Source organism: Rhizobium sp. BK312 (genome assembly GCF_014193605.1).
Classification (GTDB): Bacteria; Pseudomonadota; Alphaproteobacteria; order Rhizobiales; family Rhizobiaceae; genus Rhizobium.
Genome location: NZ_JACHZP010000011.1, coordinates 1 through 13,101, shown reverse-complemented (window position 1 = coordinate 13,101; position 13,101 = coordinate 1). Strand labels below are relative to the sequence as shown.

Genomic DNA, 13,101 nt, shown 5'->3' with positions numbered 1-13,101 from the left:
GTCTCGCCTTACGCATAATGCACGCGCTTCTCGACGAAGCGGAATTGGAATGCCGTCAGCGCGATCACGATCACCATGAGGACGACGGACTGGGCTGCCGACGAGCCGAGATTGAGATTGACGAAGCCGTCATTGTAGACCTTGTAGACCAGGGTCTCCGTCGCCTTTGCCGGTCCGCCGCCGGTGACGGCATGGATGATGCCGAAGGTGTCGAAGAAGGCGTAGACCGTATTGACCACGAGGAGAAAGAAGGTCGTCGGCGCTAGCAGCGGAAAGACGATCGTCCAGAAGCGCCTATTGCCGCGAGCACCGTCGATGGAGGCCGCTTCGAGTAATGATTTGGGGATTGCCTGCAGCCCCGCGACGAAGAACAGGAAATTGTAGCTGATCTGTTTCCAGGCGGCGGCGACAATGACCAGCACCAGTGCCTGGTTGCCGTTCAGCAGCGGATCCCAGGCGAAGCCATTGCGGCGCAGAATATAGGCCAAGGTGCCCATGGCCGGGTTGAACATGAACAGCCAGAGCATGCCGGCGACGGCGGGTGCGACCGCGTAGGGCCAGATCAGCAGCGTACGATAGAGCGTCTGTCCGCGCACCACCTTGTCGGCAGCAGTGGCGAGCGCGAGCGCAACAATCATCGACAGCAGCGCCGTCGCAACACTGAAAATCACCGTCACCTGCAGGGAATGCAGATAGGTCCCGTCAGACAAAATCGCGCGGAAATTCGCAAACCCCACGAAGCCGCTCTTCAGCCCGAAGGGGTCTTCGCGCTGTGTCGATTGATAAAGCGCCTGGCTTGCCGGCCAGAAAAAGAAGACGACCGTCAGGATGATCTGCGGTGCGACCAGGAAATAAGGAAGGATCTTGTTTGGAAAGACGACGCGCTGCACGGCGATCTCCTGTGATGGGAAACTGCCCGCAGCCTTGGTGGCCGCGGGCCAAACCGTATCAGTGCATCAGTTGCCGATGGCTTGCTGGATAGCGGCATTGCCGCGTTCGACGGCCTTGTCGAGTGCCGTCTTGGCATCTTCCTTGCCGGCCAGCATCGCCTCGAACTCCTCGTTCATGATGTCGCGCACCTGCGGCAGGTTGACGAGGCGAACGCCCTTGGAGTTGGTCGTGGGAGCCTTGCCGAGCATCTGCAGGATCGGCGTTTCACGGCCAGGGTTCTTATCATAGAAACCGGATTTCTTGGTTTCCTCGTAGGCGGCCATCGTCACCGGCAGATAACCGGAAACCTGATGCAGGCGCGCCTGGATCTTGGTCTGTGAGAGGAAATGGAAGAACTCGGCGATGCCTTTGTATTCGGTATCGCTCTTGCCCGCGAAAACCCAGAGGCTGGCGCCGCCCGGGATGGTGTTCTGCGGCCGGCCTTCACCATCATAATAGGGAAGCTGGCCGATGCCGTAGTTCATGCCGCTCTTGATGATATCGCCAAGGCCGCCAGACGATTCCGTCAGAATGCCGCATTCACCCGAGGTGAAGAGTTGCTTGGCCTCCGAGGTGCGGCCGCCGTAGCGGAAGGTGCCATCCTTGGCAAGATCGGCGATCGCTTGGAAATGCTGGACGAAGAGCGGTGCATTGAACGCCAGCTTGACGTCGGTGCCGCCCAGCCCGTTTTCGTTGGTGCCGTAGCTGACATTGTTCCAGGCTGCGAAATTCTCGGTCTGAATCCAAGTAAGCCAGGTCGAGGTGAAGCCGCAGGCCGATGCGCCGCTCGACTTGATCTTCTTGGCGGCCTCGAAGACGTCAGGCCAGGTTTTCGGCGGGTTCTCGGGGTCGAGCCCAGCCTTCTTGAAGGTGTCCTTGTTGTAGTAGAGGATCGGCGAAGACGAATTATAGGGGAAGGACAGCATCGTGCCGTCCGGCTTTGAATAATAGGAGACGATGCCCGACAAATATTGTGATTTGTCGAACGTGTAGCCCCCCTTCTTCAACACATCGGCCGCCGGCATGATCGCGCCTTCCGCACCCATCATCACGCCGCTGCCGGCATCGAAGACCTGCAGGATCGCCGGCGCCTGCTTGGCGCGAAACGCCGCAATACCGGCATTCAGCGCTTCCGGATAGGTGCCCTTGAACACCGGAACAATTTTATAGTCCTTTTGGCCCTCGTTGAATTCCTTGGCCAGTTGCTCGACGACTTCGTTGTTGGCGCCCGACATTGCGTGCCACCATTGCAGCTCGGTCACTGCAAACGCGTGCGACGTTCCTCCGAATGAAATTGCTGCCGCTACAAGGCAGCTCCACGCGAGGCGATTAGGCATTTTTCCTCCCATTATTATTCGTTCCGTGAAACGGCTTGGTCGATCCTCCTCGATCGGCCGACCCGCTTTGCGCTGCACTGCCGCCGGATGTGACGATCAGCTTGCAAGCGCGTTCATTTAAACTAATGCTTACTCAACTGTTGTCTACCGGGAAAACTTATAAGCCAGCTATCTTTTTGAGATCGTCGATCGCACCTGGGGCGGCACCCAGAACCACCGATCCCTTGGTCAGACGTTCGCCTTCCGTCGGGAAGGGATGGTACCAGCCGCCGGCTTCCTTCACGAGGCAATAGCCGGCCAGGCAATCCCAGGCATGCATGTATGGTTCGTAATAGCCGACCAGGCGGCCGGCGGCGACATAGGCGAGCATCAGGGCGCCCGAGCCGTTGCGGATGAAATTGCCGCCGGCTTCGAGAACCTGCTCGACCATTCTCGCGACGAAGGCGGGTGAGACATGATTGTTGGCGCCGATGCCAGTCACGGCGTTGCGGATATTGCGCGATGCATCCATCTTGAGGCTCTTGCCGTTCAAGGTGGCACCTCTGCCGTGCGCGGCGACGTAAAGCTCATCGTGGCATGGTGCCGAGATGACGCCGATCACGGGAGTGCCGTCACGCAATACTGCGATGGAAACGCACCAGTTGGGCATGCCGTTGACGAAGGGGCTCGTCCCATCGATCGGGTCGACGACCCAGGTATAGCCGGAGGTGCCGGTTTCCAGACCATATTCCTCGCCGAGGATGCTGTCCTGAGGATGCGCCGTGTGGATGCTTCCGCGGATGAGATTTTCAACCTCCCGGTCGGCAATCGAGACAACATCCTGCAGGTCGCGCTTGGTTTCGATGATCAGGGTCTCGCGCCGCTTGAAATAGTCGAGAGCGAGCTTGCCGGCCTCGCGGGCCATGGCCTCGGCAAGAACGAGGCGTGCTTCGAGATCGGCGAGGGGAACGGAGGTCATGCAGTTATGTCCTTAATCGTCTGATGTTTGAGGGCAATCAGCCGCCGATGACGGCAATGCCGCGATCCTTGAAAGCGATCGTGACATCGGTGTTGGGAGGAAGGGCGGAATCGACCGTGGCATCGACAACGAAGAGCGATCCGCGATCGGTCTTTACCTCGTACTCGACATGATCGCCGAGATAGGCGGAATGAGTGATCTGGCCATGGAACTGGCCGTTGCCTGCTCCTGGCGTCAGAATGATTGCATTCGGCCGGACGGCAAGCTGAGCGGGGCCGTGTTTGACGGAACGGCTGTTGACCCTGTGGCGAAGCCCTTCGATCGCAATCGTGGCACTGTCGCCGTCGGTTTCGATGACGTCGCACGGCATGACATTGGCCTCGCCCATGAAGTCGGCGATAAAGGCCGAGGCTGGCGTATCGTAGAGCTCGCGCGGTGCACCCTGCTGCGCGATGCCGCCATCCTTCATGACGATGATGCGATCGGATACGGCAAGTGCTTCGTCCTGGTCATGGGTCACATAGACGGCAGTAAAGCCAAGCCGCTGCTGCAATTCGCGGATATCCGTCCGGACGCGCCGGCGCAGCCGGGCATCGAGATTGGAAAGCGGCTCGTCGAGAAGCAGCACCTGAGGTTCGACGACGAGCGCACGCGCCACGGCGACACGCTGCTGCTGGCCCCCGGAGAGTTCGGCCGGAAGACGCGAGCCCATGCCGGCAAGGCCGACAAGACCAAGCGCACCTTCCGCCTTCTCACGTGCGTCCCTGCGTTTCATGCCGGAGGATTCCAGTCCATAGGCGACATTGTCGAGCGCCGTCATATGCGGAAACAAGGCATAGCTCTGGAAGACCATCGAGACGTCGCGTTCATTGGCCGGAAGCATGGTGACATCCTTGCCGCCGATCAGAATGCGGCCGGAGGAGGGGTGTTCCAGCCCCGCCAGCATGCGAAGCGTCGTCGTCTTGCCGCAGCCGGAAGGGCCGAGCAGGGTGACGAGCGTGCCGGGCTTGATGGTGAGCGACAGATCGGGAATGGCCGTGAACGCGCCGAAGGTTTTTCGAACATTCTCGAAGACGACGGAACCGGGAGCCTTCGGATTCATGCGGTTTTCTCCTGAACGATGGATGCGGGCGCGGTCGGCGACGGCGTCATCGCGACGCGGTTTACGCGCCGCAGCCGCCTTTCTCCGACGAGCAGCTGGAACCCGGCAATGACTGATATCATGACGACGATAAGGGCGGAGGAATAAGCGATTGCGACGCCATACTCGCCGTTTTCGACCAGGCCGACGATATAGGCCGTGGACATGTTGTACTGGGCGCTGACGAGGAAGATAACGGCGCTGATCGAGGTGATGGCCCGTACGAAGGAATAGACAAGTGCTGCGGTAATCGCCGGCCGCAGCAGCGGCAGAATTACTTTCCGGATGGTGCGTAGGCTGTCGGCCCGCAACGTCAGCGATGCCTCGTCGAGGCTTTTGTCGAGCTGGCTCATGGCGGCAACGCCGCCGCGCACACCGACCGGCATGTTGCGAAACACGAAGCAGGCAACGAGAATGAGCGCAGTCCCGGTCATCTCCAGCGGCGGCAGGTTGAAGGCCATGATGTAGCTGATGCCGATGACCGTGCCGGGGATGGCAAAGCTCATCATCAGCGCGAATTCGAACAGGCCGCGCCCGACGAATTTCTGGCGCACGATCAGATAGGCCGTCAGCAGGCCGACGGCAGCCGTCAAGGGCGCGGAGATCAGGGCGATCTCCATCGTCGTCCAGAAGGAGTTCCAGGCAACACCGGTCCAGGCGATGCCGCCATCGTCACGTAGGCCGATTGAGAAGGCCTTGACGTAATGTTCCACCGTCAGCGTGTTGTCGAGACCCCAGGTGCGGACAAAGCCGCCGAAGAGTATCATGACGTAGACAACGACGGTGAACACCATCCAGGGGATGACGAGCGTATGGACCGCGATCGAGAGGCCGCGGGGCAGGGCGCCATGAGCGCCCGAATCTCCCTTGCCTGTCACCGTCGCAAAGCTCTTGCCCTGTAGCCAGAGGCGTTGCGCGAGGAAGGCGCTGAGCGTGAAGACGAGCAGGATCATGGCAAGGACTGCCGCGCGCGACGGATCGTTCTGTGCGCCGACGACACTGAAGAATATCTCTGTCGACAGAACTCCGTGGCTGCCGCCGAGAACCATCGGATTGCCGAAATCCGCCATGCTTTCGATGAAGCCGATCAGGAAGGCGTTTGCGAGACCCGGCTTCATCAGCGGCAGGGACACGCGCCAAAACGTGCGCCAGCGATTGGCGCGCAGGGTCTGTGACGCCTCTTCCATCGACGGGCTGACGCCTTCGACCACGCCGATAAGGACAAGAAAGGAAATTGGCGTAAAGGAAAGAACCTGCGCGATCCAGATACCCGTCAGGCCATAGAGCCAGCGGCTGGGTTCGGTTCCGAAGATCGAGGCCGCAGCTTGGGTGACGACACCGGCCCGTCCGAACAGCAGGCTCAGCGCCAGACCGACTACGAAGGGCGGTGTGATGATCGGTAGGATCGTGAGAAGCCTCAGTCCCTTCTTGAAGGGAAAGCGGGTGCGAGTGGCGACAAGGGCAAAGCAGAGCCCAAGCAGCGTCGACGCGCCTGCCGTCAGGATCGCCAGCAAGAGTGTGCGCCAGGCCACACCGCAACGGTCGCCGCCAACCACGCAGCCAAGACTCCAGATCGACGGATCCTGGATGTTCGTCGTGAAGCCGCCGGGATCGAACGATCCGTCGAATGACTGGAAAGCGCCGACAAACATGCTGCCAACGGGATAGAACACAAAGATCGCGACCAGCACGACCAGCATGGTGACGGCACTGACAACGAAGGCATCGCCCTTCATTACGCCGCGTTCGGCAAGGCCAAATGAAAAGAGCAGGACGAAGACGATGCCAAGGATAATGGCGCCGGCACCCATCGCTGGTTGGCCGTCCGCCAGCGCACCGAAGATGGTCTCGCAGATCGACCAGCTCCAGCCCGCCGACGTGATCGCGAGTCCCTGCAGCGACAAAAAGGCAAAACCCAATGCACCGGCAAGCGTCATGAGCGCGCCGCGCGACATCGGACTGGATATGAAGCGCGCGATGCCACCGAGCATTAGGAGCCCGGCGGCGATCGCGAGCCACCATCGGCCGTACCTGACGATTTGCAAGATTCCCGGCGCTGTGGAGGGATCGCCGGGAAAGCCGCTCAGCCAGCCAAGGCCGAAGAAGCCGCCCTCTATGCGATACCATGGGAGTAGTATAAGGGCGGCAATGCCGAAGATCAGCGCAACATCCAGCCGGCGTTTGCTATTGGTCATGGTCGGATTCGCATCCCGTTCATTAAAATTCAGAGATGAAGCAGGTCGAATGTACGAGGAACCGGCCTGCGAGGGCAGTCGAAAAAGCCGTCAGTTGGCCTTGGCGCCGATTTCCTTGTCCCATCGTGCAAGCAGGGCCTTGCGGATCGTGGGATCGCCGTATTTCTTGAAGTCGTAGTCGATCAGCTTAATGTCCTCGAACTTCGGGGCTTCCTTCGGAACGGCAGACGACTTGTTGGAGGGAAGCTGATAGGACTTGGCATCCTTCATGTGCGATTGCGCCTCGGCGCTGAGCGCCCAATCATACCACTTCTTGGCATTATCTAGATTTCTGGCGCCCTTGATGATCGACATGGAGCCAATCTCGTAGCCCGTGCCTTCGCACGGTGCGACCGCCTTGATGGGAAAGCCTTCGACGCTCTGTGCAACCGCGTCATGCATGAAAACGATGCCGATCGTCGATTCCCCGCGAGCAGCCGCCTTCACAGGGGCGGAACCAGACTTGGTATATTGCGAGACATTGGCATTGAGCTTCGATAGGTAATCGAAGGCCTTGTCCTCGCCCATGATCTGCACAAGTGTTGCCAGCGTGTTGTAGGATGTCCCCGACGAGTTCGGATTGGCGATCTGGATCTCGCCCTTATAGGAGGGGTCAGGAAGGTCGGCCCAGCATTTGGGCTCCTTCAAGCCCTTCTTCTTCAAGATGTCCGTGTTATAGCCCCAGCCAAGCGCTCCCGCATAAACGCCGACTGTACGGAAATTGGCGCTTTCTGCCTGCTTCTTCGCCCAGTCCTGAAGCTGATCGAAAAGCGGTGATTTATATTCCAGCGTCAGGCCCTCGGCTGCGGCCTGCAAATGCGGGTCGCCGGTTCCAGCCCACCAGATGTCCGTCTTTGGATTACGCGCCTCGGCGCGGATCTTGGCGTACGTTTCGCCGGCCGAAAGCCGAACCATGTTAACCTTGATGTCGCTCTGCTTTTCGAACAGCCCTTTCATCAGATCGCAGACTTCGGGATCGGCAGAGCAGATCACATTGAGATCGCCGGCGGCATGGGCCGACCAGGCAACGAGAGATATTCCCGCGGCAAGGGTTGCCGCAGCCATGTTGATCAATCGCATGATGTCCTCCCTACTATGCGGCGCCTCCACGCCGAGCGCTTCTTGCAAGCGCGTGCAAATGCTGCATTGCTTGACTCGCGCTGTCAACATGCATTGTTACAAAAGTTTCACAACGCTGCTGTCATCAGCGTATTGCACGCGATTGCAAACTATGATGAATTCTTGTGGCGAATAGGGGAGGCACCGTGTCGCAACGAGATTTTGTGAGCGCTGAGGAAGTGGCGCAGCGCGCAGGCGTTTCGCGCTCGGCGGTCTCGCGCGCCTTTACGCCTGGGGCGAGCGTCTCCGAGGCTACCAGGCAGAAGGTCCTGCAGGCGGCGGAAGAGTTGGGATACCAGGTCAATCATCTTGCCCGCGGGTTGATGCGCAACGAAAGCGGCATCGTCTGCCTCATCGTTTCGGATGTCGCGACACCCTATCGCTCTGCCCTTTTGCGCGAACTGACGCTGCACTTGCAGCTTGCCGGAAAGGTAGCGATGCTGATCAATACTGATCGTTCTGACGGCAGCGTCAATAAAGCTCTGCAGCAGGCGATCCGCTACCGGGCCGATGCATCCGTGATCCTTTCAGGCCTGCCGGATAAGTCGATTACGCAGCTGTGTCTGCGGAGCGGGCAGCGGCTCGTATTGATCAATCGCGATGAAGATCAGTCAGGGCCGCTGCACATCAATCTCGATGACCGCGAGGCGGCCGCACGTGTGGTGACAGCGTTTGTGCGTGCTGGCTGTGCGCGGCTTGCCTTTGCGAATTCTGAGGCCGGTACGCCAAGCCTCATGGCAAGGGAGGAGGGCTTTATAACCGCCGCTCGCGAGCACGGTCTTAATGTCGTTGTCGAAAGGCATGGTTGGACTGGATATGAGGCCGGCCAGATCGTGGCACAGCGCCTGCTGACACGTAAGGAGCGGCCCGATGCCGTCTTCTGTGCGACCGATCTGCTTGCCTGTGGCTTCATGGATGCCGCTCGCCATCAGTTTTCCTTGTCGATCCCGCAGCAGCTCTGTGTCGTCGGTTTCGATGACATCGAACAGGCGTCCTGGTCTTCGTATCGGCTGACCACGTTTTCGCAGCCAGTCACGGCAATTGCGCGTGAGGCCGTAGCCTGGTTGGCCGAAAGCGGCATTGTCAAGGGCAAGTCTTTGACAATGCAGGCGGACCTCGTCTGGCGCGACACGATCAGAGGCGGATAGGGGGTCGTATCCCATTGTTTATAAAACAAAAAAATTTGATTTATGACATTTTTATGACAATCCGCCCTTGCAAAAGGTACAAAGACAAAGAACATAGTCGGCTAATGAAGGTTTACAATCTGCAATCTTGATTCCCGGCGCTTGTCTCGGGAGAGATCGCAGGCTTATGGAGGACCATTATGGCGCTTATCCTCGGCCTCGTTGCTCTGGCCGGCCACATCGCCCTTCTGCTCTGGGGCACGCGTATGGTCCAGACTGGCATTCAGCGCGCCTTCGGACCTGATCTGCGGTCTTTTCTGGGCCGCGCGCTTAGCAATCGCACCAAGGCGTTTTTTGCCGGGATCGGCGTCACTGCCATCCTGCAGAGCAGCACGGCAACCGGCCTGATGGCTTCCGGCTTCGCGGCCGGCGGCCTGGTGGATCTCGTGCCGGCGCTTGCCGTCATGCTGGGAGCCAATGTTGGCACGACCCTGATCGTCCAGGTGTTGTCTTTCAATGTCGCGGCGGCTTCCCCGGCGCTGATCCTGATCGGCGTGCTGATGTTCCGCCGAACCGGGAATTCACGCGTGCACGATCTTGGCCGGGTCATGATCGGGCTTGGCTTCATGCTTCTGGCGCTGCATCAACTTCTCGACCTGATGACTCAGTATGAGGGATCGACGGCGCTTGCATACGTCCTCGATGCGATTGCCGCGACGCCGGTGCTGAGCATGCTCCTTGCCGCTATTCTGACATGGGCAGCCCATTCCAGCGTTGCTGTCGTTCTGCTCATCATGTCTCTCGCGAGCAAGGGTCTTGTCGATGTCGACCAGGCTTTTGCGCTCGTTCTCGGCGCCAATCTCGGAACCGCGATCAATCCGCTCATCGAAGGGCAATCGGGGACCGATCTATCGGTGAAACGCCTACCCATCGGCAATATGATGACACGCATTGTCGGCGTCGCCGCACTGATCGGCTTTCTCGAACCGGTCACGCGCTTGTCGGCGCTGGTGGATAGCGATAGCGCCCGCGCCGTCGCCAATTTTCATACCGCCTTCAATGTCGTTTTGGCCATGGTGTTCATGCCGCTATTGCGGCCCTATGCCGATCTCCTGACCAAATTGCTGCCGCGGAAGATTGACGAGGCCGATCCGACGCGTCCCCGATATCTCGACCCGGCTGCCAAGGAGACGCCTGTCGTCGCGCTTGGCGCAGCAGCACGGGAGGCATTGAGATTGGTCGATGTCCTCTCCGAAATGCTCGCCGGCGCCAAGACTGCCCTATCGGATACGGATCGAAAGGCGCTGACGCGATTGCGGTCGCTGGACAATATCCTCGACAGTCTGAATGCGGCCGTAAAGACCTATCTCACCTCGATCGATCCCGATGAACTCGGCGAGGCCGACAGACGACGCTTGAACGAGATCCTGCTGTTCTCGATGAATATGGAACACGCCGGCGACGTTCTCGATCAGAACCTCTTGCCGCATCTGGCCAAACGTCTGCGCCGAGGTCTGAACTTCTCGAAAGAGGGCCAGCTTGAATTGGCGCGGCTGTTCGATCGATTGCAGACGAACCTGCGCACGACGGCGGCCTTGCTCATGACCCAAAACGAGAGCACCGCTCGCATGCTGGCGGAGGAGAAGGTTATCTTTCGCAAAGCGGAACGCGAGGGTACAGAGGCTCATTTCCAACGCCTGCGGCAAGGCGGGATTGAGACCGTCGAGACCAGTTCTCTTCACCTCGACCTGCTACGTGATCTCAAACAGATCAATTCCCATCTGGTCGCCGCTGCCGCCTATCCCGTTCTGGAGGAGCGCGGCGAACTCCTGCAAAGCCGGACCCCAGGCCCGGCTCCACCGGTTGCAGTGCCCGCACATGAGTAAAAAGACCTATCTCAGCCGTTTGGCGGACGCGGCAGAAAAGCTCTTCACCGGTCGGTCGATCGAGCAATATGCCGCGATCTGCTATAGGCGCTCGCCGGTGCTGAAAGATGTAGAAATCCTGCTGATCACCTCGCGCGACAGCCGTCGGTGGATCATTCCAAAGGGATGGCCGATCGTTGGCAAGCTGCCGCATCAGGTCGCCGAACGTGAGGCCTGGGAAGAGGCCGGCGTTAAGGGAAAGGCCAGGAAGAAGAGTTTTGGCTATTACACTTATTTGAAGTCTCTCGATACCGGCGATACTGTCCCCGCCGTCGTTCAGGTCCATCTGCTTGAAGTCGCCGAATTGGTCGAGCGCTTTCCCGAGCGCGGTCAGCGCCAGCTGCAGTGGTTCTCGCCCAATGAGGCCGCCGCTCATGTCCGCGAGCCAGAGTTGAAAAGCCTGATGCGCAGGGTCGATATGGTGCTCAAAGAGAATAAGAAAAACAAAGTATGAGCCCTTCGAATGGGAGGGCGATTGGCCTAGAGGTCGTGATCACCACCGGCCGGCTTTTTGACGAAAAAGGCCATTATGACCGCCGCTATGGAGATGATCGCGCCACAGAAGAATGCTGTCCGGATCCCGGCAGTCGTCGCTGCCGCAACCGTAACGCCGTCGGACATAGCATTTGAACCGGTCATCGTCATGACGGCAACGAAGAGCGCGGTACCGGCCGCACCGGCTACCTGTTGCGTGGTACCGATCATGGCGCTTCCGTGAGAATAGAGGGTCGAGGGAAGGGCGCCCAAGCTGGCAGTGAAAAGGGGTGTGAACATCAAGGCGAGACCGATGCTGAGAATGACATGGGCGATCAGCATCCACCAGAATGACGTCCCCGGTTGAATGAACGTCAAGCTCCACATCAGCAGGCTAAACAGGATCGCGCCTGGCACGACGAGCGGCACTGGGCCATACTTGTCGAACAGGCTGCCGACCGTTGGCGCGCACAGCCCCATGATCAAGCCGCCGGGGAGGAGCAGGAGGCCTGTCTCGAGTGTGGTCAGTCCCAGCACGTTCTGAAGATAGATCGGCAGCAGGATGAAGACACCGAACATCGACATCATCAGGATCGCCATCATCATCGCCGGAATGGTGAATGCCTTTATCGTCAGGGTGCGCATATCCAGCAAGGCCTGATCATGTCTTTGGAGCTGCAATTGCCGCAGGATGAAAATCGCGATGACGGCAGCTCCCACGATCAGCGGAAACCAGGGGGACACGATCGGCGTGTGAACCGCGGCCTCGCCCAAACCGCTCAAGCCGTAAACGAAGCAGCCGAAACCGAGGGCAGAGAGAGGAATGGACAGGACATCAATCGGCGCTTTTTTCGGTTCCGTGATGTTGCTGATCTTCCAGGCGCCGAGCGCAAGCGCTGCCAGGGCGATTGGCAGGACGAGCAGGAACAGCCAGCGCCAATCGAGCGCGCTTAGGATAAGGCCGGAAATGGTCGGCCCAATGGCGGGCGCCACGGAGATGACGATTGAGATATTGCCCATCGTCTTCCCACGCGATTGGGGCGGCACCAGGTGCATGATCGTCGTCATCAGGAGTGGCATCATGATCGCGGTGCCCGAAGCCTGCACGATGCGGCCGATGACGAGCATCGTGAAGCCCGGCGCCAGCGCCGAAATCAGTGTACCGCCGCTGAACAGCGACATGGCCAGGATGAATACCGGTCGTGTGTTCAGCCGTTGCAGCAGATAACCTGTCACCGGAATGATGACGGCCATCGTCAGCATGAAGGCAGTGGTCAGCCACTGCGCTCGATTCGCGGAAATCTTGAGATCGGCCATCAGGTGCGGCAGGGCGACGCCCATGATGGTTTCATTGAGAATGACCACGAAGGTCGACACCAGAAGAAGACCGATAACCAGCCTATTGCGGGCGTCATGGTCCTCTGGGGCCGGGAGATTGTCGGCAGGTGAAACGGCTTGGGAATCAAGAGACATCGAGACGCCTTCGAGGAATAGAGAAAAGACCAGCTCACAAGCACTGAGCTTCACTATGACGTTCGAGCGAAAGACTATCCGACAAGCTTGGCGATATTTTTCCCGCACGCGGCAATTACTGCACGATATTATTCCGAGGATGACACTCTCAGCCGCGCGAAGATTTCCGTCCACTCTTCAGCGGCTTCATGATGACGACATCGTCGGCCATAGAAACGAAGAACTCAGAAATATCGCAAGACAACGCTTCCGCTATTTTCTCAAGGGTCGTGACGGTCGGGTTCTTGTTGCCGCGTTCGAGATAGCCCACATAGGAGCGCTCGACATTGGCCTCAAGCGCAAGGTTGTCCTGCGAGATTCCCCGCATAACCCGTATTCGCCGG

General features: G+C 59.1%; 11 protein-coding genes. 3 read left to right on the top strand and 8 right to left on the bottom strand.

Annotated features, from left to right (window positions below; translation table 11 throughout):
* Window positions 1–8: 8 nt before the first annotated feature.
* The 6 genes from ugpA to FHT85_RS25880 form a co-directional block, all read right to left on the bottom strand.
* Window positions 9–890: a sn-glycerol-3-phosphate ABC transporter permease UgpA gene (ugpA, locus tag FHT85_RS25905; RefSeq protein WP_112401257.1), complete on the bottom strand. Its 882-nt coding sequence runs from the start codon at window positions 888–890 to the stop codon at window positions 9–11.
* Window positions 891–956: 66 nt separating this feature from the next.
* Complete coding sequence (ugpB, locus tag FHT85_RS25900; RefSeq protein ID WP_162709811.1) at window positions 957–2,267, bottom strand: sn-glycerol-3-phosphate ABC transporter substrate-binding protein UgpB; 1,311 nt, start codon at window positions 2,265–2,267, stop codon at window positions 957–959.
* Window positions 2,268–2,424: 157 nt separating this feature from the next.
* Window positions 2,425–3,225, bottom strand: coding sequence for an inositol monophosphatase family protein (locus FHT85_RS25895; protein ID WP_112412996.1), 801 nt, complete (start codon window positions 3,223–3,225; stop codon window positions 2,425–2,427).
* Window positions 3,226–3,262: 37 nt separating this feature from the next.
* Window positions 3,263–4,327 carry an ABC transporter ATP-binding protein gene (locus tag FHT85_RS25890; protein WP_112412995.1) on the bottom strand — a complete coding sequence of 355 codons (1,065 nt, stop codon included), beginning with the start codon at window positions 4,325–4,327 and terminating at the stop codon, window positions 3,263–3,265.
* Window positions 4,324–6,561, bottom strand: coding sequence for an ABC transporter permease (locus FHT85_RS25885; protein ID WP_183774402.1), 2,238 nt, complete (start codon window positions 6,559–6,561; stop codon window positions 4,324–4,326). Before FHT85_RS25885 ends, FHT85_RS25890 begins: the two co-directional genes overlap by 4 nt.
* 90 nt (window positions 6,562–6,651) lie before the next feature.
* On the bottom strand, window positions 6,652–7,680 hold the full coding sequence (locus FHT85_RS25880) for an ABC transporter substrate-binding protein (RefSeq protein WP_183774399.1): 1,029 nt from the start codon (window positions 7,678–7,680) through the stop codon (window positions 6,652–6,654).
* A 185-nt stretch (window positions 7,681–7,865) separates the two neighbouring features.
* On the opposite strand from FHT85_RS25880, the gene FHT85_RS25875 reads away from it, so the two are divergent.
* From FHT85_RS25875 to FHT85_RS25865, 3 genes are all read left to right on the top strand, one after another.
* Window positions 7,866–8,867 carry a LacI family DNA-binding transcriptional regulator gene (locus FHT85_RS25875; RefSeq protein WP_112412992.1) on the top strand — a complete coding sequence of 334 codons (1,002 nt, stop codon included), beginning with the start codon at window positions 7,866–7,868 and terminating at the stop codon, window positions 8,865–8,867.
* A 179-nt stretch (window positions 8,868–9,046) separates the two neighbouring features.
* Window positions 9,047–10,732: a Na/Pi cotransporter family protein gene (locus FHT85_RS25870; protein WP_183774396.1), complete on the top strand. Its 1,686-nt coding sequence runs from the start codon at window positions 9,047–9,049 to the stop codon at window positions 10,730–10,732.
* Window positions 10,725–11,225 carry an NUDIX hydrolase gene (locus FHT85_RS25865; RefSeq protein WP_112339160.1) on the top strand — a complete coding sequence of 167 codons (501 nt, stop codon included), beginning with the start codon at window positions 10,725–10,727 and terminating at the stop codon, window positions 11,223–11,225. Before FHT85_RS25870 ends, FHT85_RS25865 begins: the two co-directional genes overlap by 8 nt.
* Before the next feature lie 26 nt (window positions 11,226–11,251).
* Here the strand turns inward: FHT85_RS25865 and FHT85_RS25860 are convergent, their stop codons facing one another.
* The gene (locus tag FHT85_RS25860; RefSeq protein ID WP_112412704.1) at window positions 11,252–12,718 is read right to left on the bottom strand and encodes a DHA2 family efflux MFS transporter permease subunit; all 1,467 of its coding nucleotides are present in this window, start codon (window positions 12,716–12,718) and stop codon (window positions 11,252–11,254) included.
* 148 nt (window positions 12,719–12,866) lie between these two features.
* Window positions 12,867–13,101: helix-turn-helix domain-containing protein (locus FHT85_RS25855; RefSeq protein ID WP_183774393.1), on the bottom strand; the 235-nt coding region annotated here is incomplete at its 5' end.

What these genes read in the sequence shown, in the direction of transcription:
- ugpB (WP_162709811.1), bottom strand. Translation starts at nt 2,267, where the DNA reads ATGCCTAATCGCCTCGCGTGGAGCTGCCTTGTAGCGGCAGCAATTTCA.
- FHT85_RS25895 (WP_112412996.1), bottom strand. Translation starts at nt 3,225, where the DNA reads ATGACCTCCGTTCCCCTCGCCGATCTCGAAGCACGCCTCGTTCTTGCC.
- FHT85_RS25890 (WP_112412995.1), bottom strand. Translation starts at nt 4,327, where the DNA reads ATGAATCCGAAGGCTCCCGGTTCCGTCGTCTTCGAGAATGTTCGAAAA.
- FHT85_RS25885 (WP_183774402.1), bottom strand. Translation starts at nt 6,561, where the DNA reads ATGACCAATAGCAAACGCCGGCTGGATGTTGCGCTGATCTTCGGCATT.
- FHT85_RS25880 (WP_183774399.1), bottom strand. Translation starts at nt 7,680, where the DNA reads ATGCGATTGATCAACATGGCTGCGGCAACCCTTGCCGCGGGAATATCT.
- FHT85_RS25870 (WP_183774396.1), top strand. Translation starts at nt 9,047, where the DNA reads ATGGCGCTTATCCTCGGCCTCGTTGCTCTGGCCGGCCACATCGCCCTT.
- FHT85_RS25865 (WP_112339160.1), top strand. Translation starts at nt 10,725, where the DNA reads ATGAGTAAAAAGACCTATCTCAGCCGTTTGGCGGACGCGGCAGAAAAG.
- FHT85_RS25860 (WP_112412704.1), bottom strand. Translation starts at nt 12,718, where the DNA reads ATGTCTCTTGATTCCCAAGCCGTTTCACCTGCCGACAATCTCCCGGCC.